The organism is Pseudoalteromonas sp. 2CM36K (assembly GCF_023161865.1).
In the GTDB taxonomy this organism is placed as follows: Bacteria; Pseudomonadota; Gammaproteobacteria; order Enterobacterales; family Alteromonadaceae; genus Pseudoalteromonas; species Pseudoalteromonas tetraodonis.
Map to the genome: position 1 here is coordinate 1 of NZ_JALNTK010000005.1, position 22,683 is coordinate 22,683.

The 22,683-nt window shown below is 41.1% G+C and carries 18 protein-coding genes and 2 pseudogenes; 17 read left to right on the forward strand and 3 right to left on the reverse strand.

Annotated elements, in window-relative coordinates; all coding sequences use genetic code 11:
* Positions 1–339 precede the first annotated feature (339 nt).
* The 9 genes from pdhR (at position 340) to MTN97_RS04095 (ending at position 13,852) form a co-directional block, all read left to right on the forward strand.
* Positions 340–1,089: a pyruvate dehydrogenase complex transcriptional repressor PdhR gene (gene pdhR / locus MTN97_RS04055; RefSeq protein ID WP_008114937.1), complete on the forward strand. Its 750-nt coding sequence runs from the start codon at positions 340–342 to the stop codon at positions 1,087–1,089.
* 84 nt (positions 1,090–1,173) lie between these two features.
* Positions 1,174–3,840, forward strand: a complete 2,667-nt coding sequence (gene aceE, locus MTN97_RS04060; RefSeq protein ID WP_248473741.1) for a pyruvate dehydrogenase (acetyl-transferring), homodimeric type — start codon at positions 1,174–1,176, stop codon at positions 3,838–3,840.
* Positions 3,841–3,850: 10 nt separating this feature from the next.
* On the forward strand, positions 3,851–5,761 hold the full coding sequence (aceF, locus tag MTN97_RS04065) for a pyruvate dehydrogenase complex dihydrolipoyllysine-residue acetyltransferase (protein WP_248473742.1): 1,911 nt from the start codon (positions 3,851–3,853) through the stop codon (positions 5,759–5,761).
* A gap of 163 nt (positions 5,762–5,924) precedes the next feature.
* Positions 5,925–7,352 (forward strand): dihydrolipoyl dehydrogenase, encoded by a 1,428-nt coding sequence (lpdA, locus tag MTN97_RS04070; protein WP_033103967.1) that lies wholly within the window; start codon positions 5,925–5,927, stop codon positions 7,350–7,352.
* A gap of 341 nt (positions 7,353–7,693) precedes the next feature.
* Positions 7,694–8,380 carry a tRNA-uridine aminocarboxypropyltransferase gene (locus MTN97_RS04075; RefSeq protein WP_076921909.1) on the forward strand — a complete coding sequence of 229 codons (687 nt, stop codon included), beginning with the start codon at positions 7,694–7,696 and terminating at the stop codon, positions 8,378–8,380.
* A gap of 844 nt (positions 8,381–9,224) precedes the next feature.
* The gene (locus MTN97_RS04080) at positions 9,225–10,229 is read left to right on the forward strand and encodes a Fe(3+) ABC transporter substrate-binding protein (RefSeq protein WP_248473743.1); all 1,005 of its coding nucleotides are present in this window, start codon (positions 9,225–9,227) and stop codon (positions 10,227–10,229) included.
* On the forward strand, positions 10,229–11,860 hold the full coding sequence (locus MTN97_RS04085; RefSeq protein WP_248473744.1) for an ABC transporter permease: 1,632 nt from the start codon (positions 10,229–10,231) through the stop codon (positions 11,858–11,860). The genes MTN97_RS04080 and MTN97_RS04085 overlap by 1 nt, the downstream gene beginning before the upstream one ends.
* Positions 11,861–12,913: an ABC transporter ATP-binding protein gene (locus MTN97_RS04090; protein WP_248473745.1), complete on the forward strand. Its 1,053-nt coding sequence runs from the start codon at positions 11,861–11,863 to the stop codon at positions 12,911–12,913.
* A 39-nt stretch (positions 12,914–12,952) separates the two neighbouring features.
* Complete coding sequence (locus tag MTN97_RS04095) at positions 12,953–13,852, forward strand: Dyp-type peroxidase (RefSeq protein ID WP_248473746.1); 900 nt, start codon at positions 12,953–12,955, stop codon at positions 13,850–13,852.
* A 57-nt stretch (positions 13,853–13,909) separates the two neighbouring features.
* Here MTN97_RS04095 and argR read toward each other — a convergent pair whose 3' ends face one another.
* Positions 13,910–14,377: a transcriptional regulator ArgR gene (argR, locus tag MTN97_RS04100; RefSeq protein ID WP_008114955.1), complete on the reverse strand. Its 468-nt coding sequence runs from the start codon at positions 14,375–14,377 to the stop codon at positions 13,910–13,912.
* A 215-nt stretch (positions 14,378–14,592) separates the two neighbouring features.
* Between argR and mdh the strand changes: the two genes are divergently transcribed.
* Positions 14,593–15,525, forward strand: coding sequence for a malate dehydrogenase (gene mdh / locus MTN97_RS04105; RefSeq protein WP_013465922.1), 933 nt, complete (start codon positions 14,593–14,595; stop codon positions 15,523–15,525).
* 75 nt (positions 15,526–15,600) lie between these two features.
* Here mdh and ispB read toward each other — a convergent pair whose 3' ends face one another.
* Positions 15,601–16,572: an octaprenyl diphosphate synthase gene (gene ispB / locus MTN97_RS04110; protein WP_248473747.1), complete on the reverse strand. Its 972-nt coding sequence runs from the start codon at positions 16,570–16,572 to the stop codon at positions 15,601–15,603.
* A gap of 423 nt (positions 16,573–16,995) precedes the next feature.
* Between ispB and rplU the strand changes: the two genes are divergently transcribed.
* The 7 genes and pseudogenes from rplU (at position 16,996) to MTN97_RS04150 (ending at position 21,964) form a co-directional block, all read left to right on the forward strand.
* Entirely contained in the window at positions 16,996–17,307 is a 312-nt protein-coding gene (gene rplU, locus MTN97_RS04115) for a 50S ribosomal protein L21 (protein WP_004587921.1), read from the forward strand.
* A gap of 16 nt (positions 17,308–17,323) precedes the next feature.
* The gene (gene rpmA, locus MTN97_RS04120) at positions 17,324–17,581 is read left to right on the forward strand and encodes a 50S ribosomal protein L27 (RefSeq protein WP_008114963.1); all 258 of its coding nucleotides are present in this window, start codon (positions 17,324–17,326) and stop codon (positions 17,579–17,581) included.
* Between the two features lie 154 nt (positions 17,582–17,735).
* The gene (cgtA, locus tag MTN97_RS04125; RefSeq protein ID WP_013465920.1) at positions 17,736–18,887 is read left to right on the forward strand and encodes an Obg family GTPase CgtA; all 1,152 of its coding nucleotides are present in this window, start codon (positions 17,736–17,738) and stop codon (positions 18,885–18,887) included.
* 72 nt (positions 18,888–18,959) lie between these two features.
* A complete protein-coding gene (gene folA / locus MTN97_RS04130; RefSeq protein ID WP_171034710.1) occupies positions 18,960–19,451 on the forward strand; it encodes a type 3 dihydrofolate reductase in 492 nt (163 codons plus the stop codon).
* Positions 19,452–19,533: 82 nt separating this feature from the next.
* Complete coding sequence (locus MTN97_RS04135) at positions 19,534–19,908, forward strand: DUF3718 domain-containing protein (protein ID WP_054201942.1); 375 nt, start codon at positions 19,534–19,536, stop codon at positions 19,906–19,908.
* A gap of 53 nt (positions 19,909–19,961) precedes the next feature.
* A pseudogene (locus MTN97_RS04145) lies at positions 19,962–21,416 on the forward strand (methyl-accepting chemotaxis protein); the annotation flags it as partial.
* A gap of 74 nt (positions 21,417–21,490) precedes the next feature.
* Positions 21,491–21,964: a peroxiredoxin gene (locus MTN97_RS04150; protein WP_036980226.1), complete on the forward strand. Its 474-nt coding sequence runs from the start codon at positions 21,491–21,493 to the stop codon at positions 21,962–21,964.
* Between the two features lie 71 nt (positions 21,965–22,035).
* Here the strand turns inward: MTN97_RS04150 and MTN97_RS04155 are convergent.
* Positions 22,036–22,626: pseudogene (locus tag MTN97_RS04155) on the reverse strand (PPC domain-containing protein); the annotation flags it as partial.
* Positions 22,627–22,683 lie beyond the last annotated feature (57 nt).

Consider the following 22,683-nt stretch of genomic DNA (forward strand, 5'->3'; position numbering starts at 1 on the left):
CCCGAACCCCGAACCCCGAACCCCGAACCCCGAACCCCGAACCCCGAACCCCGAACCCCGAACCCCGAACCCCGAAAATTAAAATTAGCTGGTCTGACCATTTGTTTTTCATCTTATTAACCTTTCTTTATCCTCTGCATTCTGTGTATTATTTGAACTTTGTTTAAATTACCTTACGCTGGCCTTACGGCTTTAAAACTGCTGTAAATTGACAGTAATTACGGTTTTTGATAACGTATGGCAAAATTTGGTATGACCAATTTACCTTTTGGTCAGGTCATTCAGTTAAAAGCCTTATTTAATGGGCTGTTAGCATTTATACAACGCGGACGTTGATTGATGTCTTTAAAAATTAAAGCGGCAAAATTATCTGATGTTATTTTACAACAACTTGAGAACATGATTCTTGAGGGGTCGTTAGCACCAGGAGAAAAGTTACCACCGGAGCGTGAACTCGCTAAGCAATTTGAAGTGTCGCGTCCGTCGTTGCGTGAAGCCATTCAAAAGCTTGAGGCAAAAGGGCTCGTAACCCGTCGTCAAGGTGGTGGAACGTATGTAAAAAATCAATTGGAAGAGGGGCTGACTGATCCGTTGTTTGATTTGATCAGTAAACACCCCGAATCGCAATTTGATTTATTAGAATTTCGTCATGCGCTAGAGGGAATTGCGGCTTATTACGCAGCACTTCGCGGAACAAGCAACGATTTTGCAAAAGTAAAACAGAGCTTTGATCAGATTGCATTAGCTAAAGATGAATTAAAGCAAAAAGCCAAAGCGATTAATGACTTTCATTTTTGCATTGCTGAGGCGTCTCATAACGTAGTGTTACTGCATTTAGTAAGAGGGATGCAAAGCTTACTTGAGCAGAATGTTTTACAAAATTTAACGGTGTTACTTAAAAAGTCAGATATAAGCAGCCAATTAGCCGAGCACAGGCGTTTATTAATGGATGCAGTGATTGACGGTAATCCTGAACAAGCTCGTTTAGCGAGTAATGCGCATTTAGCCTATATTGAAGAAGCATTGCTTGAAGCGGGTAAAGAGCATTCGCGAATTGAACGTAGTTTAAGACGCACCAAACAAAATTAAGCAAGTACATTCACTGTTAACTTGATTTAACAGTGAAGTATTCAATACATAAAATTAGTATTTTAAACATAAGGAAACCTCCATATGTCTGAAGTCAATAAAATTGACGTAGACGCGCTAGAAACACAAGAGTGGTTACAAGCTCTTGAATCGGTTGTGCGCGAAGAAGGTGTTGAACGAGCTCAGTTTTTACTTGAGCAAGTGTTAGAGCAAGCCCGTTTAGACGGTGTTGATATGCCAACAGGCATTAACACAAACTACGTTAATACGATTCCGGTTGATCAAGAACCTGCTTACCCAGGTGATGTAAATCTTGAGCGCCGTATTCGTTCAATTATTCGCTGGAACGCGATTATGATTGTATTGCGTGCATCGAAAAAAGATCTCGACTTAGGCGGCCATATGGCGTCTTACCAATCGTCTGCTGCATTTTATGAAGTATGTTTTAACCATTTCTTCAAAGCGCCAAATGACGTTGATGGCGGCGATTTAGTTTATTATCAAGGTCACATTTCTCCGGGTATTTATGCGCGTGCATTTGTTGAAGGGCGTTTAAGCGCTGAGCAGCTTGATAATTTCCGTCAGGAAGTAGACGGTAAAGGCTTACCTTCTTACCCTCACCCTAAATTAATGCCTGAGTTTTGGCAGTTCCCAACGGTATCTATGGGCTTAGGTCCAATTTCTTCAATTTACCAAGCACGATTCTTAAAATACTTAGATGGCCGTGGCTTAAAAGACACTAAAAACCAACGTGTATATGCGTTTTTAGGTGACGGTGAAATGGATGAGCCAGAATCACGTGGTGCTATTTCTTTTGCTGCCCGTGAAAAGCTAGACAACTTATGTTACTTAGTTAACTGTAATCTACAGCGCTTAGATGGCCCTGTAATGGGTAATGGTAAAATCATTCAAGAGCTAGAAGGGCTATTTAAAGGCGCTGGCTGGAATGTTATTAAACTTGTTTGGGGCAGCGGTTGGGATATATTGCTTGCTAAAGACACCACAGGTAAATTACTACAGTTAATGAATGAAACTGTTGATGGTGATTACCAAACATATAAAGCAAAAGATGGCGCGTACGTACGTGAGCACTTCTTTGGTCGTTACCCTGAAACTGCAGCACTTGTTGCTGATATGACCGATGAAGAAATTTTCGCCCTTAAGCGCGGTGGTCATGAGCCTTCAAAGCTGTTTGCCGCCTTCAAAAAAGCAGAAGAAACGAAAGGTCGTCCAACCGTGATCCTTGCTAAAACTGTAAAAGGTTACGGCATGGGTGAAGCGGCTGAAGGTAAAAACATTGCGCACCAAGTTAAGAAAATGGATATGTCGCATGTGGCTCACTTACGCTCTCGTTTAGGCTTAGATGATTTAGTATCAGAAGAGCAATTAAAAGAGCTACCCTACTTAGAGCTTGAAAAAGATTCTCCAGAGTACAAGTATCTACATGCGCGTCGTGAGGCATTACAAGGTTACACGCCAACACGTATTGCTAAGTTCTCTGAAAAGTTACAGTTACCAGAAGTAGACGCGTTCAAGCCGTTACTTGAAGAGCAAAAGCGTGATATTTCAACCACTATGGGCTTTGTACGTGCACTTAATGTTTTATTAAAAGATAAAGGTATTGGTAAAAATATTGTGCCAATTATTGCCGATGAAGCACGTACTTTTGGTATGGAAGGTTTATTCCGTCAAATCGGTATTTACAACCCACATGGCCAAAATTACACCCCTCAAGACCGTGATATTGTTTCTTACTACAAAGAAGCAACCTCAGGCCAAGTACTACAAGAAGGTATTAACGAGCTAGGTGCAATGTCGTCATGGGTTGCTGCTGCAACATCATACAGCACCAACGACTTACCGATGATCCCATTCTACATTTACTACTCTATGTTTGGTTTCCAACGTGTTGGTGACATGGCATGGATGGCTGGGGATCAACAAGCACGTGGTTTCTTATTAGGTGCTACAGCGGGTCGTACAACGCTAAATGGCGAAGGCTTACAACATGAAGATGGCCACAGCCACATTCTTGCAAACACAGTACCTAACTGTATTTCTTACGATCCTACTTATGCATTTGAAGTAGCGGTTATTGTGCAAGACGGTATTCGTCGTATGTACGGTGAAGATCAAGAAAATATTTACTACTACCTAACGCTAATGAACGAAAACTACCATCAGCCAGCAATGCCAGAAGGCGCTGAAGAAGGTATTCGTAAAGGTATTTACAAGCTTGAAAGCTACGAAGGTAAAAAAGCCAACGTACAGCTATTAAGCTCAGGTACTATCATGACTGAAGTGCGTAAAGCGGCGGCCATTTTAAGCGAAGAGTTTGGTATTGCGTCTGATGTTTACTCAGTAACATCATTCAATGAACTTACCCGTGATGGACAAGACGTTGAACGTTTCAACATGCTTAACCCAGAAAGCGAGCAAAAAACGCCATACATCACTAGCGTATTAAACGACTCAGTAACCGTTGCTGCAACGGATTACATGAAAAACTACGCAGAACAAGCGCGTTCATTTATCCCAAGCAATAACTACAAAGTATTGGGTACAGATGGTTACGGTCGTTCAGACAGCCGTGAAAACCTACGTCGTCACTTTGAAGTTAACGCAAGCTACGTGGTAGTTGCGACATTATCTGAACTTGCTAAACGTGGTGAAGTTGAAAAGTCAGTGGTTGTTGAAGCAATTAAAAAATTCAACATCGACACTAACAAACTTAATCCACTGTACGCATAAGAGGTTTGCAATGAGTATTGAAATTAAAGTACCCGATATCGGTGGCGATGAAGTAGAAGTAACCGAAATACTAGTGAGTGTTGGCGATAAAGTTGAAGTTGACCAATCACTATTAAGTGTTGAAGGCGATAAAGCTGCGATGGAAGTACCTGCTGCACAAGCAGGTACAGTAAAAGAAATTAAAGTAAGCGAAGGCGACACGGTAACAACCGGTTCGTTAATTATGATTTTTGAAGGCGAAGAAACTGGTTCACAAAGTGAGCCCGAAGCGCCGGCTAAAGCTGAAGCTGCTGCACCTGCAGAAGCTTCAGGTTCTGACACTCAAGAAGTGACTGTGCCAGATATTGGTGACGACGAAGTTGAAGTAACTGAAATTATGGTTGCGGTTGGCGATAGCGTAGAAGAAGAGCAATCTATCTTAAACGTTGAAGGCGACAAAGCGGCAATGGAAGTACCAGCACCCTTTGCCGGCACTGTAAAAGAAATTAAAGTAAATACTGGTGACAAAGTGAAAACGGGCTCATTAGTATTTGTTTTTGAAGTGGCGGGTGGTGATAACCAAAGTGCCCCTGCAGCTGATTCAAAAGCACAAGAGAAGTCTGCTGAACAGGCATCGGCATCAAGCACTAAAGAAGTTAGCGTACCGGATATTGGTGACGACGAAGTTGAAGTAACCGAAGTTATGGTTGCGGTTGGCGATAGCGTAGAAGAAGAGCAATCTATCTTAAACGTTGAAGGCGACAAAGCGGCAATGGAAGTACCAGCACCGTTTGCAGGTACTGTAAAAGAAATTAAAGTAGCGACTGGCGATAAAGTTAAAACGGGCTCATTGATTTTTGTATTTGAAGTAGCAGGTAGCACGCCAAGTGATGCGCCTGCAAAACAAGACGAGGCAAAGGCTGAATCTAAGCCAGCAGCTCAAGCAGAGTCAAAACCAACTGCTTCGCCTGAAAAAGCAAGTGCTGAGAGCTTTGAAAACAACAGCGCTTATGCTCATGCATCGCCAGTTGTTCGTCGTTTAGCACGTGAGTTTGGTATTAACCTTGCCAACGTTAAAGGCACGGGCCGTAAAAACCGTGTTGTTAAAGAAGACGTGCAAAACTATGTTAAGCAACTGGTTAAGCAAGTTGAGTCTGGTCAAGTGCCTGAAGCTAAAGGCAATGCCGGTGGCGGTGAGCTTGGATTAATTGCGTGGCCAAAAGTTGATTTTGCTAAGTTTGGTGAAATTGAAGAGAAAAAACTCTCTCGTATCCAAAAGCTGTCAGGTAAAAACTTACACCGTAACTGGGTACAAATTCCACATGTTACCCAGTTTGATGAAGCGGATATCACGAGCCTTGAGCAGTTCCGTAAAGAGCAAAACGCGCTTAACGAGAAGAAAAAGCTAGGTGTTAAAATTACGCCACTCGTGTTTGTAATGAAAGCAGCAGCTAAAGCGCTTGCTGAGTTCCCGACATTCAATTCATCGCTTTCAGAGGATGGCGAAAGCTTAATCCTTAAAAAGTACATCAACATTGGTGTAGCGGTTGATACGCCTAATGGCTTGGTTGTGCCAGTATTTAAAGATGTTGATAAAAAAGGCATTATTGAACTCTCTCGCGAACTTATGGATATTTCTAAAAAGGCGCGTGATGGCAAGTTAAGTTCATCAGATATGCAAGGTGGTTGTTTTACTATTTCAAGCCTAGGTGGTATTGGTGGTACGGCATTTACGCCGATTGTGAATGCACCTGAGGTGGCTATTTTAGGTGTGTCTAAATCTGAAATGAAGCCTAAGTGGAATGGTAAAGAGTTTGAGCCTAAGCTAATGGTTCCACTTTCAATGTCTTACGACCATAGAGTAATTGACGGTGCACTTGCTGCACGCTTTACTGTTACTCTTGCAAGTTACATGAGTGATATACGCCAGTTAGTGATGTGATCACTACAGAGTGAGTAAAATCAAATCCCAGCCAGTTGTTTTTAGCTGGGATTTTTATCATTTGCAATGATACAATATTTGCACAAATGCCCTTTTCTGCCTTGCAGAAACATGGCAGTTAAATTTTGGGGCTGTGTCCCGTTCAAACAATAAAGGTAATAGCATGAGCAACGAATTAAAAACTCAAGTTGTTGTACTAGGCGGTGGTCCTGGTGGTTACTCTGCGGCTTTTCGCGCTGCTGACTTGGGCTTAGAAGTTACATTAGTAGAATCTCGCGAGACATTAGGCGGTGTATGTCTTAATGTTGGTTGTATTCCTTCTAAAGCACTTTTACACGTAGCTAAAGTGATTGATGATGCTGCAGAAATGTCATCTCACGGCGTTACTTTTGGCGCACCAAAAATTGACTTAGATGAAGTTCGTTCTTGGAAAGAGTCTGTTGTTAGCCAGCTTACAGGTGGCTTAGACGGCATGGCTAAAATGCGTAAAGTAAAAGTTGTATCTGGTTACGGTAAATTTACTGGTAGCAACACTTTAGATGTTGAAGGCGCTGACGGTAAAACAACCATTACCTTTGATAACGCAATTATTGCTGCGGGTTCTAAACCTGTAAACTTACCTTTCATCCCAGAAGATGATCGTGTTATTGATTCAACGGGCGCGCTAGAGCTTAAAGATGTTCCTGAAAAACTACTTGTTTTAGGTGGTGGTATTATTGGTCTAGAAATGGGTACGGTTTACCGTGCACTAGGTTCTGCAATTGACGTTGTAGAATTTGCAGACCAGCTTGTTCCTGCTGCTGATAAAGACATCATTAAAATTTACCAAAAGCATGTTAAAGACAAGTTTAACGTGATGCTTTCAACTAAAGTAACTGGCGTTGAAGCAAAAGACGACGGATTATATGTTACTTTTGAAGGCAAAAATGCACCAGCAGAGCCAGTTCGTTACGACAAAGTACTTGTTGCTGTAGGTCGTACACCAAACGGTAACATGTTAGACGCTGATAAAGCGGGTGTGAATGTTGATGAGCGTGGTTTTATTAACGTTGATAAGCAATTACGTACTAACGTAGAACATATTTTTGCAATTGGTGACTTAGTGGGTCAGCCTATGCTTGCGCATAAAGCGGTTCATGAAGGTCATGTTGCTGCTGAAGTTATCTCTGGTCAAAAACATTACTTTGATCCTAAGTGTATTCCTTCAATTGCTTACACTGACCCTGAAATTGCATGGGCGGGTGTAACTGAAAAAGAAGCGAAAGAGCAAGGTTTAAGCATTGAAACAGCAGTATTCCCTTGGGCTGCATCGGGTCGTGCAATTGCCTCTTCACGTACTGAAGGTTCTACTAAGCTTATTTTTGATAAAGAAAGCGGCCGTATCATCGGTGGTGCTATGATTGGTATTAACGCAGGCGAAATGCTGGGCGAAATCGGTCTAGGTATTGAAATGGGTGCAGATGGTGAAGACCTAGCGCTAACAATTCATGCTCACCCAACATTGAACGAATCAATCGGCCTTGCTGCTGAAATTTTTGAAGGTTCAATCACTGATTTACCAAACAAAAAAGCAGTTAAAAAGAAGAAGTAATTTCTTCTAGTTAATCGTGATAAAAAACCCAAGCCTCGGCTTGGGTTTTTTGTTTTTATAGCCTCAGCGTTTAGCAAAGGGCTACTTGTATAGCGCAGCGTCTTTATGGTGCAAAAAGGTTAAAGTATGTCGTTCTGCGAGTGTCGAGCAACGAGCTTAAAACCTCAAAATTAAACCTGTGCGAGGTTAGTTCACGCCTGCAACATAAAAGTTATGCTTGCAAAAAGCTCGGTGTTTTATTTTACTAGCGCCCGCAGCCCGCAGCCCGCAGCCCGCAGATATCTATTTTCTTTTATTTTAGCTACAATGCGCAGCCATCAATTTATAGGTAATAAACCACAGTGACTCAAGGTTTCAAAAATTCAGTTTTAGCGTTACGTGCCCAGCAAATAAGTGAATCTCGACGCGAGTTTAATGCCCGGGGCGGTAAGATGGACCGCTGTGAGCAATGCTTAATTGCCAAGCATTACTGTATTTGTGAGGGCGCTGAGTATGCAAGTTGCGACGCTGCGGTTTGTTTACTGATGTATCATAATGAAAGTTTTAAACCGTCTAATACAGGGCGTTTAATTGCTGAAATAGTCCCTGACAATTATGCGTTTCGTTGGGATAGAACCTCCCCAGATCCTGCTTTATTAGCATTATTGAATAATGATAAATATCAGCCTTTTGTGATTTTTCCGGCAGAAGATGTTGAAACAGATAGAGTAGTAACGCAAGTAGAGCCTGTTGCAGGTAAAACGCCTTTATTTATATTTTTAGATGGCACATGGCGTGAAGCTAAAAAAATGATCCGCAAAAGTCCTTATTTAGATAACTTACCAGTGCTTTCTATTACCGCACAAAAGCTCTCAGATTACCGATTACGTGTAGCACCCCATGCTCACCAGTTAGGTACGGCAGAAGTGGCTATTATGGTATTGGCATTGGCTGGTGAGGTTGATGCAAGTATTAAATTAGAGCAGCATTTTATCAAATTTCGCGACGCCTATTTACTCGGTAAGCGCAATAAAGGCAGGCCCGAATAAAAAGCAGGGCACGAACATTCAAAAAACTGAGTTTAATGCTTGTTCATAGTTTGAATGTATATAATCTTGGCTGAGCGTTGATTTTCAGGCAAAAGAAAAGCGCGAACCATCTCTAGTCGCGCTTGCGGAATCTTCTAACTTTGTTGCATCCTGCAATTGAACCTAATCAACTCCAATTTTTACGTTCCTTGTTATTACAATATTACTTTCTAGTTCTATGTAATATAGGCTATCCGAGCCTGTCTCCCTAAATCCTTGAAACATCCTGTACGGTAAAATCTATTACCTATCCTTATAGCACATCCGAGTGCATTCCTTTTGCTACCATTCCGTTGTGTTGCCTTAATGGCCTGTCCGTCTTATTCCCTATCCTTTAGCAACAACTTTTTCGTGTTGTTATCCATTACGCATCATCCGGATGCTATCCCTTATGCAACAATCCATTGCGATACTCATCCTGAGCCTGTCCTTAAATCCCTGTTATCCTAAAAACCAAACCTTGGAATTCGAGTAGTTAGTCCGTTTCCATTTACTCGGTAAGCGTCGTTGCTTATTTATGGGTTAATTATAGAGAGTGATTTGCAGTAAATGTAGGATAAAACCGCTTATGGTTTAGGTTCTTACAAATGAAATATTTTTAAATTATATAAAATACAATGACTTGTTATGTTTTTGTGGTGTTATACAGAGTGTTTTTACTCATTAGCTGTCATAAGCGTAAGAGATGTCTTACAGGGGTTTTCTTTTTTGGGTGTATTTATCACGAAGTGATTATATAAAGTGTGCACTTTTTAGTACATCGCGGTAAAATTAATGATAATAATTATTAGTTAGGTAAGAAAATATGAAAAAAACACTCGCGTTTGTTGTTGGATTAATTGCCTCAGCACCGGCTGTTGCAACTGATGTTGTGAATATTTACTCATTTCGACAACCTTTTTTAATTAAACCTATTTTAGACGATTTTACACAGCAAACGGGCATTAAAACCAATGTGGTGTTTGCTAAAAAAGGCTTAATAGAACGTGTTAAGCGTGAAGGGAAACACAGCAAAGCCGACTTAGTTTTAACCTCAAACTTTAGTGCTTTAATTCAATTAGAAGAGCTAAATCTTACGCAAACCATCGAAAGCGAGCTGGTTAATAATAATGTCCCAGCGGCATTTCGTGATGGCGATGGCCAGTGGGTAGCGCTCACTAAGCGCGTGCGTAATGTTTACTCTTCAAAAGAGCGTTTAGGCGCATTGCCTAACCTTACCTACGAAGCGCTTGCTGAGCCGCAATACAAAGGACAAATTTGTACTCGCTCTGGCAAACACCCATATAACTTAGGCCTTGTGGCTTCTATGATTGCTCATCATGGTGAAGCACAGACGAAAACATGGCTTGAGGGTGTAAAAGCTAATTTAGCGCGTAAACCTCAAGGTAACGATCGAGCGCAAGTTAAAGCGGTTAAAGAAGGTTTATGTAATTTAGCCTTAGGTAATAGTTATTACTTGGGAAAAATGCTGCAAGACGAAGCACAAAAACCATGGGCTGAAGCCGTTCATATTAACTTTCCAAATCAAACTGACCGAGGCTCACATATAAATGTATCGGGTGCAGTTATTACTAAGCATGCTAAAAACCCTGAAAATGCCTTGAAACTCATAGAGTATATGACCGACAATAAGGCGCAAAATATGTATGCCTCGCTCAATATGGAGTATCCGGTTAAGCCAGGTGTAAAACTTTCTAGTTTGGTTGCATCATGGGGAAGCTTTAAGGAAGACAGCTTACCGCTTGATGAAATTAGCAAATATCGTCCGTTAGCCCTTAAGCTAATTGATGAGGTGAAGTTCGATCTTTAATGACTTATAAATTTCAGCTGTCGAAATGGCAGCTTATTGCGTGGTCGACGGGGTTATTGCTGTCGACCCCGTTGTTTTTCCTACTATTAGAATCTTTACAAGGCGACTCAGAGGTATTTACCCACCTGTGGAATACCGTACTGTGGGACTATATAAGTAATACCGTATTACTGGTTTTAGGTGTAGGGCTGCTTAGTTGCGCCATTGCGTTACCACTGGGTTGGCTCACCGCTTATTGTCGTTTTCCTGGCAAACAACAGTTTGAATGGGCATTGATGCTGCCTCTTGCCATGCCTACTTATATTATTGCTTATGTGTACACTGATTTACTCGACTATGCGGGGCCGGTACAAATAACTCTAAGAGAGTGGTTTGGTTGGCAGTCGCCAAGTGACTACTGGTTTTTTGATATACGCACCTTACCAGGGGCTATTGTTATGATTGCGCTGGTACTCTACCCGTATTTATATTTAATTTTTAAAACTGCACTGCGAGAACAATCTTTTAAGTTAGTCCAAGCCAGTCAGTTAATGGGGCTAAATGCATGGAAAAGCTTTTTTAAAGTCAGCCTTGTATTATCCCGTGGTGCCATTGTAGCGGCCCTTGCTTTGATCAGCATGGAAACCATGGCTGATTTTGCCACCGTAAGCTATTTTGCTGTCAGTACATTAACCACCGCCGTATACGATACCTGGTTTGGCTATTATTCATTAACTGCAGCAGCAAAAATTTCAGGGGTGATGTTACTACTGCTGTTCTTAGTATTGATCACCGAGCGTTTTAGCCGTCGTAACCAAGCGGTGTTTGAGCGTCAATCGAGTGTGAACAGTGAAGCGCTTTATATCCTCAAAGGCAAGTCTGCGTGGCTAGCAACTGGGTTTTGTAGCTTTATTTTAATTATTTCGTTTATTATTCCGATGGTTGTATTGCTCAAATATGCAGTGATGTATTTTGATCAAGCGTGGAATAGTGAGTTTTTTAGCTATGCATGGCAAAGTTTAAAAGTGGCGGCTGTAGTCAGTGTGGTGACTATTATACTGAGTGTTTTAGTGGTGTTTTATCAGCGCATTGCTAAACAAAAAAATCCATTAATACCCGGGCGTTTGGCCAGTACGGGCTATGCGTTACCCGGCACAGTATTAGCGATAGCGGTATTGTTGCCACTCACCCTATTAGAAAATACTATTAACCGCACTTTAGCTCCTTATGATTTGGATATTGGCTTATTACTTACTGGTAGCTTACTCACTATTATTTTTGCTTATATAGTGCGGTTTTACGCCGTTGCACACGGAGCTATTGAGTCGAGCTTTTCGCGCATTAGTCCCTCCCTTGATATGGCAAGCCAGTCAATGGGAAAAAGCCAAGGGCGCACATTACGCTTAGTGCACTTACCTTTATTACGCCGAGGCTTATTAACCGCCGGTTTATTGGTCTTTATCGAGTGTATGAAAGAGCTACCCGCAGCTTTGTTGTTAAGGCCTTTTGATTTTGAAAGCTTAGCAACTCATGTGTTTCAGTATGTAAGCGATGAACAATTAGAGCTGGCCTCTATATCGGCTTTGTTTATTGTGGTGGTGGGGTTTATTCCGTTATATTTTATTAACCGTTCAATGGAGCAGCGTAGCTAAATGAGTAGTTTGATTTTACAAGGCGTGAGCTATGCATATAACGGGACTAAGGTGATAGATAATTTAGATTTAACCTTAGGTAAAGACGAAATAGTGTGTTTACTCGGAGCCAGTGGCTGCGGTAAAACCACCACACTAAAAGCCATTGCAGGATTAATTGAAGCCAAACAAGGGCAAGTATTTATTGATGGTAAGCTAGTCAGTGATGCTAATACGTTTGTTTCACCTGAGCATCGTAATATTGGCATGATGTTTCAAGACTATGCGTTATTTCCGCATTTAACGGTGGCTAATAATATTGCGTTTGGGCTTGGCGGCATGAGCAAAGCAGATAAACACGCACGCGTAAGTGAAATGCTAAAGCTTGTGCACCTAGTAGGCTGCGCCGATAGATTCCCTCATCAACTCTCTGGTGGGCAACAGCAGCGAGTAGCGATTGCACGCGCATTAGCATATAAACCTAGCTTACTGTTACTTGACGAGCCATTTTCTAATATTGATACCCAAGTACGATTTGAGTTAATTGCCGACATTAGGCGCATTATTAAGGCGCAGCAAGTATCGGCTGTGTTTGTTACTCACTCAAAAGAAGAGGCGTTTGCTTTTTCAGATACGCTTGCGGTTATGCACCAAGGTAAAATTGCGCAGCAAGGTACGCCAGAACAGCTTTTTGCTAAACCACGTTCAAAGGAGGTTGCAGAGTTTCTGGGTCAGGGCATATACTTAAGCGCCACCGCATTAACCGCCACTGAATATCAAACGCAGTTTGGGGTGGTTGAATCAATACAGCCACAGCAGCATGGCGTGGCGGATAAGGGCGTTATTTATGTGCGTCCGCATCAACTTGAACTTGTTAGTAATAACGATACGCAACAGCAATGTGAGCGGGTTAGTATATTAAGTAGTCGCTTTATTGGCTCTGCTTATGTATACACTGTGGTTATTGCTGAGCAAGAAATAGAAGTTGCAGCCCAGTATGGCCAGTCATTTGAAATTAATGAACAGGTTATAATAAAAATAAAACCGCACACGGTGAATTTTTTTAAATCGTAATTAATCGCTGTGTTTTGCTCTAAAAAGTAAGGAATAACAATGGCGCAAGCGCAATCAGGGATTTGTGCTGAAGCAAACTTACACGGTTTGCACTTATTTTTTAATGTACTTGATGGTCACGACGAATCACTTCGCGCTAAGCTTAAAAAAGTGAGCGATATTGAAGATGAGTTTAGTGATCAGTTCTCTGAATCTATGCTTTCTTGTATGGTCGCTATTGGCGCGCAATACTGGCCACACATTCTGCCCGATTATATGCCAAGCGAGCTGCAAAGCTTTCCTAATATCACCCATAGCGACTTTGTTATGAGTGCCCAACCTTGCGATTTATTTGTGCAAATCCGCTCAGACAGAGAAGATGTGAACCACCTGTTTGCATTGCAAATATTAAAACTTTTCAACCCTGATGTTGAGCTGGTGGAGCAAATTCGAAATTTTCGTTTTTTAGATGGCCGTGATTTTAATGGTTTTATTTATGCGGGCGATACTCCGCATGGTCGTCAAAAACGGGTAACGGCCCTCGTTAATAAGCCCGATAGCTTTGAAGATCAAGGCAGCTATATTCATGTTCAGCGCTATAAGCATGACTTAACGTTATGGCAGCACTTGTCGTTGCAAGAACAAGAACAAATAATGGGGCGTACTCGTCTCGACAATACCCTAATAAGCCCCGCACTTGAAAGCAGCCATGCGACCCGAAGTGAATTAAAAGATGAACAGGGGCAAGCATTATTACTAAATCAAAGTATGCCTTATGGCGACGTGTATGAGCAGGGAATGTTAATGATTATGTGCTCGGCTAAAGGGGATGCATTCGAGAAAGTGCTCAACAGCCGTTTAGGGCAGGGGGAGCATTACGATCATTGGCTTGATTTTACTCAAGCAGATATGGGCTCTGCGTTTTTTGCACCCTCAGTGCGATTTTTAAAGCAGTTATAAAACAAGCCAGTAACGGCTACGTATTAGCATAGCCGTAACAATGATAACCAAACGTGTTTAAACCGTATCAAACAAAATACGCACACGCTCTAATGTGAGGTCTATTTCTGATACTTTCGCTGGCGCAATAAAAATAGTGTCATCACCGGCAATTGTTCCTAATACGCCATCTGCTTTACCTAATGAGTCAAGTAAACGGGCAATTAGCTGCGCAGCGCCTGGGCTGGTGCGAATAATAATCATCATTTCGTTATGCATAATGTCAATAACTAACTGGCGTAACGGGCTTTTAGCGGTTGGTACACCCATTTCGGCAGGTAAACAGTACACCATTTCTTGTTTTGCATTGCGGGTACGTACCGCGCCAAACTTACTTAACATCCGCGACACTTTACTTTGGCTAATATTATCAAAGCCTTGTTCTTTTAATGCGTCGACTATTTCGCCTTGTGAGCCAAAATTTTCTTCTTTTAAAAGTGCTTTAAAGGCTTTTACCAATGCTTCTTGTTTGTCTTGTGGTTGCATAGTGTCTAGTTAGTTATGTTGTCGATACTGCAAATTCTACACAAAAATGCATATTTATGCAGCAGTTGTTTAGGTTTTGCTGCGTTTAAACAGCAAAGTTTACAACTATGGTCGAAAATATAGTTAAAATAGGCAGGATAAATTTGTTTTTAGTCGCTAATTTCTTTATCTTATGAACCACAAATATTTCCTTCCTCAAATCACGGAGAATTCCAATGAAAGTTGCTGTATTAGGTGCTGCAGGTGGTATCGGTCAAGCGTTGTCTTTATTATTAAAAACAGGCTTACCAGCTGGTTCAGAATTATCACTATATGATGTTGCGCCAGTAGTTCCTGGTGTTGCTGTTGACCTTTCTCATATCCCAACAGATGTAAAAGTTGAAGGTTTTGGTGCAGATGCACTAGATAAAGCATTAACAGGTTGTGATATTGTTTTAATCCCAGCGGGTATGCCGCGTAAGCCAGGTATGGATCGTGCAGATTTATTTAATGTTAACGCAGGTATCATTAAAACATTAGCAGAAGGCATTGTTGCTAACTGTCCTAAAGCGCTTGTAGGTATTATCACTAATCCAGTTAACGGCACTGTACCGATTGTTGCTGAAGTATTCAAAAAAGCAGGTACTTACGATGCTAAGCGTGTATTTGGTATTACAACACTCGATGTGATCCGTTCTGAAGCGTTTATTGCTGAACTTAAAGGCGTAGACGTAGCAAGTGTTAAAGTACCAGTGATTGGTGGCCACTCAGGCACAACCATTCTACCGTTACTTTCTCAAGTTGAAGGTGTTACTTTCACTGATGAAGAAGTGGCTACACTAACTCCTCGTATCCAAAATGCAGGTACTGAAGTAGTTAATGCTAAAGCGGGCGGTGGTTCTGCAACATTATCTATGGGTGCTGCAGCAGCACGTTTTTGTATGTCTCTAGTTAAAGGCCTACAAGGTGAAGACGTTGTAGATTATGCATACGTTGCTGTTGAAAATGGCGATGCAGAGTACTTTGCACACCCAGTACGTTTAGGCAAAAATGGCGTAGAAGAAATTCTTTCTTACGGCACTTTAAGCGCATTTGAAGAGCAAGCTAAAAATGACATGCTTGAAACGCTGAAAAAAGATATCAAAGAAGGTGTTGATTTTATGGCGTAATAGCCAAAATTAACCAATAAAAAAGCCTGCGTTTGCAGGCTTTTTTATTGCTCGGAATTATCTACACAGTATTACTTAGTGGTCGCGGTCAACCGCTATTCTAGCTAAGCTAATTAGTGCTTGCTTGTAACTCGACTCCGCTAAGCAATCTAAACAGGCAATGGCTTTATTAGCTTCTTGCTCGGCTTTTTCCATTGTGAACTCAAGGGCATTGGTATGTTTGAGCGCAGCCAGTATCTCGTCAAGGTGCTCCATACCATTACAGTGCTCAATAGCGTCTCTTATTAACTGTGTTTGATGCCCACTACCGTGTTGCATTGCATATATAAGAGGTAACGTCGGCTTACCTTCAGCTAAATCATCGCCAATGTTTTTACCAAGTTGGTCGGCATCAGCGTTGTAATCTAAAACATCATCCACTAACTGAAAAGCAGTACCTAAATGCATGCCATACAAATTAAGTGCCTCTAGTACAGTATCGTCTTGGTCAGTAATAATGGCCGCAAGGCCCGTCGCTGCTTCAAATAGCTTGGCGGTTTTAGAATAAATAACCTGCATATAACTGGCTTCAGTGGTATCAGGGTCGTTGCAGTTCATTAATTGCAGCACTTCACCTTCAGCAATAATGTTGGTTGCATCAGCCAGTACTTGCATTATTTGCATTTTACCAAGACCCACCATTAGCTGAAACGAGCGGGTGTAAATAAAATCACCCACCAGTACGCTAGCAGCATTACCAAACTCAGCATTTGCTGTAGGTGTGCCACGGCGCAAATTAGATTCATCTACAACATCATCATGTAAAAGCGTTGCGGTATGAATAAATTCAATGATAGTTGCTAGCGTAATGTGATCTTTGCCTTGGTAACCTAGCGCTTTAGCCGCCAAAATAGCCAACATAGGGCGAACACGTTTGCCACCGCTGTTAACAATATACAAACCAAGTTGATTAACTAACGCCACATCTGAGCGCATTTGCGCATGTATTAGTTGATTGACGTCATTCATATCGCTTTCGATTAACGCCTGGATAGCTTTTATATCCATTGATCTCCGAGCCAATTTTAATGTGTGAACGGCGCAGATTGTACAACAAAAAATGCATTAGCTCGATATTTTGTGATGATTCCTTAAAAAAACACCCTTAATTAGGTTAAATGACCTATTAACCTTGTGAATAATTGATTAAACACCCTGGTTTAATTTTGAATCACCCTTGGTGGTTAATTGAACTACATAGGCTCGCTTTGCTATTGCTAATTTATTTTCTGTAACCGTTAAAAAGCGCTTGGCAAAGGGGGATTTTAATATAAAATGGAGGAAATATTGAATTGCTCTCAATGCAGCTACTTTTTATTCATTTAATTACAAAAAGAGGCTTGCTAGTTTTTACGCATTAGCGTAAACTTCGCGCCCTATTGAAGAATATTTTAGTTGCGTCGATTTGAGGGCGCACAGACGGAGTTAATTATGTACGCGGTTTTCCAAAGTGGTGGTAAACAGCACCGTGTGACTGAAGGTCAAACAATTCGTCTTGAGAAATTAGACGTTGAAACTGGTGCAGCAGTTGAATTTGATTCAGTACTTTTAGTTGCTGATGGTGAGAAGATCGAGATTGGTGTACCGTTCGTAAACGGTGGTAAAGTAACAGCTGAGGTTGTTTCACACGGTCGCGGTGAGAAGATTAAGGTTGTTAAATTTAGACGCCGTAAGCATTCTCGTAAGCAAATGGGCCATCGTCAATGGTTCACAGAAGTTAAAATCACTGGCATTAGCGCTTAATTAGAGGTACTTAGAAATGGCACATAAAAAAGCAGCTGGTAGTACTCGTAACGGTCGCGATTCAGAAAGCAAACGCCTAGGTGTTAAGCGTTTTGGTGGCGAATCAGTTCTAGCGGGTAGCATCATTGTTCGTCAGCGTGGAACTCGTTTCCACCCAGGCGCAAACGTAGGTATCGGTAAAGACCACACTATCTTCGCAAAAGCAGATGGTAAAGTTCAGTTTGAACAAAAAGGTCCTTTAAACCGTAAATACGTAACTATCGTAGCTGAGTAATCAGTAAGGTAGTTAAAAAACCCCGCCTTTGCGGGGTTTTTTGTTTTAAGCATGTTTAAATATATACCCAAGTGTTTTTATGCTCAGTGTGCTCTATAGGCCACTTAGGTATATAATAGAGTTATTAACAAGCCAATCCCTAAAGTGAGTAATCATGAAGTTTGTAGATGAAGTAGAAATTCGCGCAGAAGCTGGTGACGGTGGCAGCGGCATCGTGTCTTTTCGTCGTGAGAAATATGTTCCAGATGGTGGACCTGATGGCGGTGACGGTGGAGACGGTGGTAGTGTTTATCTACAAGCTGATGAAAACTTAAATACCCTTATTGACTATCAATTTGAGCGTTTTCACAGAGCAGAACGCGGTACAAACGGTCAAAGCCGTAATTGTACGGGTAAGAAAGGTGAAGACCTGATCGTTAAAGTGCCTGTTGGTACACGTATTATTGATGTTGATACACAGGAATCATTAGGGGATTTAACCCAAGATGGTCAACGAATTGTGGTTGCAAAAGGCGGTTTCCATGGCTTGGGGAATGCGCGTTTTAAATCAAGTACTAATCGTGCTCCACGTCAAAAAACACTTGGCACACCGGGTGAAGTACGTAACCTTAAGTTAGAGCTAATGCTACTGGCTGATGTCGGCTTACTTGGGTTACCAAATGCAGGTAAATCAACCTTTATCCGCAGTGTGTCAGCTGCAAAACCTAAAGTAGCTGATTATCCATTTACTACGCTGATTCCTAACTTAGGGGTTGTTCGTCCTGAAGCAAACAAATCATTTGTAATTGCTGATATTCCAGGTTTGATTGAAGGCGCGTCAGAGGGAGCGGGATTAGGTATTCGCTTCTTAAAGCATTTAGAGCGTTGTCGTGTGCTTTTACACATTATAGATGTAATGCCAGTTGATGGCTCTAACCCTGTTGATAATGCATTTGCAATCATCAACGAGCTACACCAGTACAGCCCTAAGCTCGCTGAAAAGCCACGCTGGTTAGTATTTAATAAAATTGATTTATTGCCTGAAGATGAAGCCAAAGCCTTATGTGAGCAAATTGCAGAAGAGTTGGGTGAGTCTGAAAATATTTACAGTATTGCTGCAATTAATAAATTAAATACGCAGCCATTAATTCACGACATCATGACGCTACTTGATAACATGCCTAAAGAGAAGTTTGTAGAAGTGGCAGACGAAGAGGTTGAATTTAAGTGGGATACCTACCATCAAAAAGCCACTAAAGGCGATGATGATGACTGGGATGATTGGGATGAAGATGATTACGACGTAGAAGTTGTCTACGAGCGTTAATAATTGTTTATATTTAAAAGGAGCTAACGCTCCTTTTTTATTTTTTTAATAATAAAGAATTAGGTGTTTAGTGTGATAATTTCAATGATTGCAGCAATGGCAAACAACCGTGTCATTGGCTTAGATAATAAAATGCCATGGCATTTACCTGGTGACCTTCAGCACTTTAAAAAAGTAACCTCTGGTAAACCCGTTATTATGGGGCGCAAAACATTTGAATCAATAGGCCGACCGTTACCTGGGCGACGTAATATTATTATTACTCGTAATAAAGACTATCACGCATCAGGAATTGAAACAGTAACCACACCAGAAGCTGCACTTGAGCTTGTTAATGATGTTGCAGAGGTGATGATAATTGGTGGCGGAAACATCTACCAGCAGTTTTTAGCGCAGGCGCAGCGCTTGTATTTAACCTTTATAGACTTAGATGTTGAAGGGGATACACAATTTCCTGATTATAAAAGTGTTGCAAACTGGCAAATTGAAGATGAAATGTTGATGACGCCCGATGATAAAAATAAATATAGTTATAAGTTCGTAACTTTGAATAAAATTTCTTAACATTATTGCCAAAATCTGAGCGTGTTGGTACAATATTAAACAGTCGAGTACGAAAAAAGTATTGATATAAGGTATCCAGTCAATGATTAAATTACCGAAGCTAGTTGTAATTGCTGCTATTGCAGCGGGTTCGTTTGCTTATACTGCGCCTGCAAGCGCTAATGATCAGTTAGCTGTTTCAATCTGTGAATACATTGCTGGTGATGATAAAAACCGTCTGCGTAGCAAATTAAAAAGTTCACGTGTGAAAGTTCGTAATATCTATGATGCAGTTTTCTGTAATGGTAATAACTTATTGCGTCACGCTGTTGCAAGTAATGCGGTTGATACGGGTGAGTACATTGTTAAAAACTTATCAAAGAGCTCACTTGAAGATGGTGCCGATATAGCCTGGGCTGAGGCAAATCATGCAGGATCACCTTTAATCCCTATTATTAAAGACCGCGCAGGCCTTTAATTAAAAGCTTAATTTAAAAAAACCGCGTTTATACGCGGTTTTTTATTAGTTACCTAAAACATCCTTCCATTGAGCTTTTATCTATCCTTCCCTCTGAGTTAGAAGTGCGCCTTTCAACACAGCTATTTTCACAAAATAAAGACATTAACGGTAAATACAGAGCTCTAGGAAAGCTCTCAGGTAACGATACTGCGCTTTTAGACAATGCACTGAGACAAATGGCGGGCTCAGCGTCATCGCTTATAAATTATGTACAAAAAGCCTAAACTCTAAGTACCCATGCTCTAAGCTACAATAAGTTGGCGAGTGACTATTATAGTGAAGTGGTTAATTTATCTTTATCGACCTATCAACTGCTAAATGATTACCAGCCTGAAATTGAAAAAAGCCTGCAACAAAGTGTAAAAAATTTAAACTTACTCGCTGCAAAAATTGCACAGTTGCCTAATTTAGGAGTGATGAATGAGGTTGATGAATTTGCTTTATTTGTAGATGAAGAGCCAGAAGATCTGGATGCTGATATAAAAGCGGAGTTGGTGAGTTGGCCTAAACGTTATTTGCGCGATTTAAGCAGTACTTTATCGCAAGCAAAGCAGCGTAATTCTGGAACGAATGAGTTACGTGAACAAATTAGCGTGTTATCAAAAACAGTGATTGAAGCAGAGCAAACATTAAAAGCGCAGCAAGATACCGTTAAACAACAAGTATTTTGGGTGTTCGGAATCGCAATAGGTGGTTTAGTAATATTAGCTTTTGGTATTTATTGGGTGCAACGTAAACAGGTTTTACAGCCTTTGAGGCAACTACGAGATGGGTTTGCATTTTTAATCGAAAGTAATGAGTTAAAAAATATTACAGTGAATAATCCTAAAACAGTTGTTAAAAATGAAAGTTTACTAGTAAATATTCAACACATAGGTGAGCAGGTTAATCATATTAACGCGCAGGCTGCTGAAAATGCACAAAATACTTATGAGGCAATGCAGCAAAGTGTTGGTTTTGCTAAAAATATGCTTAATGCGAGTTCTGATACACAGCAACGTATTGAACAAGGTATGCACAGTGTGCAAGAGTTACTGAGCGGCGTGCAAGGTCGAGGTTTTGCGGTGGTTGCTGATGAAGTAAGGCAATTAGCCATGCAAACCCAAGGTTCGTTAAAAGAGATTAACGATCAGCTGGCGTTATTAAGTGAGAACTCTCAAATGGTCTACTCACAAATTAATGCGTTAACTGAGGATGCCCAATTACAAACCGAAAATGCCCAAGAGCTTCAAGCAAACTCGGAAGGGGTCGCAAATAATGCTCAGCAGACAAACACAGTTGCAGTTGAAGCAATGGAGCTTGCAAAACAGCAAAGCAATTTCCTTAGTGACTTTACTCAATCAATGCATAATAAGAAAAGCCAAGTAAATGAGTTGAGTGAGTTGGTGTCTGATATTCGCTCGCAGCTAGCGCTGCAAATGGCAACAATTAAAAAGGGATTGGGTTTAGACAGTGATGCAGTTTAATCTCGGTATAAACTCGAAACCGTAAATATTAACCTGTATGCTAAAAGTCTACGTAGTTACCCAAAGGATTTAACATGATTGAACAAGGTCAAACAATACCCGCAGTTAGTCTATCTAAGCTAACCGATGACGGTATGCAAACACTGACAAGCAATGAATTATTTGCAGATAAAAAAGTCGTGTTATTTGCAGTGCCAGGCGCTTTTACACCAACGTGTTCGAATGCTCATTTACCTGGATATATTAGCTTGGCTGATAAAATTAAGGCCAAGGGAATTGACGCTATTTATTGTGTATCGGTAAACGATGCATTTGTGATGAAAGCGTGGGGTGAGTCACAAAATGCAGAACATATAGATATGCTTGCAGACGGTGATGCTAGTTTTACTTGTGCTTTAGGGCTTGAAAAAGATACCGCAGGCTTTGGTGGAATACGCTCAAAACGATACGCGATGGTTGTTGATAATGGTGTTGTTACTGGTCTATTTGTAGAACAAGGCAAAGAGTTTGTAATAAGCAGTGCTGAAGCTGTTTTAGCCAAGCTTTAACACTGCCGACTTTAATCAGAGAATAAAAAGCCGATACAGTGTATTGGCTTTTTTTATCTAAAGAGGATGTTTTATGGCTGGTATTGACCGCTTAGCGTTAAACCAGAGAATGTTTGATACGCATTAACACTTAAGTGCCATGTTCCCGCTTGAGGATTACTAAAAGTACAAGTTTCGGCGTTACCATTTTTATATGGACGACAATCATAGCTTGAGCTTGTTGGCTGGCTACCAAATTTTACAAATAAATCTGCATCACCGGTGCCGCCTGACGTTGTAACAGTAAAGCTTGCCATACCCGCCGGTACATCTAGCGTGTAATGTTTCCACTGACCTGCATTTGCTGTGATATCAGACACTGTGCCACCACCTGCTTGAGGTGTGCCTGAACCACCACCTGTTGAACCACCCGTAATGTTACCGACTAAACTCACGCCACTGTAGGCTGAATAACCACGCAGCATTACATGGTAAGTGCCGGCTGTTGGATTATCAATAGAACATTCTTCACTGTTTCCACCTTTATATGGACGACAATCATAAGTGGTTGTGGTTGGTTTACTACCTGCACGTACATACAAGTCAGCATCCCCTGTGCCACCACTCATAGTGAAAGTAACATTGGTTGCACCATTTGGTACTGTCATAGTGTAAAAGTCTTGTGGACTAAGTAAAAATCGAGCAAAGCTTACGCATCCTGTTTACGCTCAAGATAAACA

Excerpts from the sequence above, each read along its gene's own strand:
- pdhR (WP_008114937.1), top strand. The coding sequence starts at position 340 with ATGTCTTTAAAAATTAAAGCGGCAAAATTATCTGATGTTATTTTACAA.
- aceE (WP_248473741.1), top strand. The coding sequence starts at position 1,174 with ATGTCTGAAGTCAATAAAATTGACGTAGACGCGCTAGAAACACAAGAG.
- aceF (WP_248473742.1), top strand. The coding sequence starts at position 3,851 with ATGAGTATTGAAATTAAAGTACCCGATATCGGTGGCGATGAAGTAGAA.
- lpdA (WP_033103967.1), top strand. The coding sequence starts at position 5,925 with ATGAGCAACGAATTAAAAACTCAAGTTGTTGTACTAGGCGGTGGTCCT.
- MTN97_RS04080 (WP_248473743.1), top strand. The coding sequence starts at position 9,225 with ATGAAAAAAACACTCGCGTTTGTTGTTGGATTAATTGCCTCAGCACCG.
- MTN97_RS04085 (WP_248473744.1), top strand. The coding sequence starts at position 10,229 with ATGACTTATAAATTTCAGCTGTCGAAATGGCAGCTTATTGCGTGGTCG.
- MTN97_RS04090 (WP_248473745.1), top strand. The coding sequence starts at position 11,861 with ATGAGTAGTTTGATTTTACAAGGCGTGAGCTATGCATATAACGGGACT.
- MTN97_RS04095 (WP_248473746.1), top strand. The coding sequence starts at position 12,953 with ATGGCGCAAGCGCAATCAGGGATTTGTGCTGAAGCAAACTTACACGGT.
- argR (WP_008114955.1), bottom strand. The coding sequence starts at position 14,377 with ATGCAACCACAAGACAAACAAGAAGCATTGGTAAAAGCCTTTAAAGCA.
- mdh (WP_013465922.1), top strand. The coding sequence starts at position 14,593 with ATGAAAGTTGCTGTATTAGGTGCTGCAGGTGGTATCGGTCAAGCGTTG.
- ispB (WP_248473747.1), bottom strand. The coding sequence starts at position 16,572 with ATGGATATAAAAGCTATCCAGGCGTTAATCGAAAGCGATATGAATGAC.
- rplU (WP_004587921.1), top strand. The coding sequence starts at position 16,996 with ATGTACGCGGTTTTCCAAAGTGGTGGTAAACAGCACCGTGTGACTGAA.
- rpmA (WP_008114963.1), top strand. The coding sequence starts at position 17,324 with ATGGCACATAAAAAAGCAGCTGGTAGTACTCGTAACGGTCGCGATTCA.
- cgtA (WP_013465920.1), top strand. The coding sequence starts at position 17,736 with ATGAAGTTTGTAGATGAAGTAGAAATTCGCGCAGAAGCTGGTGACGGT.
- MTN97_RS04135 (WP_054201942.1), top strand. The coding sequence starts at position 19,534 with ATGATTAAATTACCGAAGCTAGTTGTAATTGCTGCTATTGCAGCGGGT.
- MTN97_RS04150 (WP_036980226.1), top strand. The coding sequence starts at position 21,491 with ATGATTGAACAAGGTCAAACAATACCCGCAGTTAGTCTATCTAAGCTA.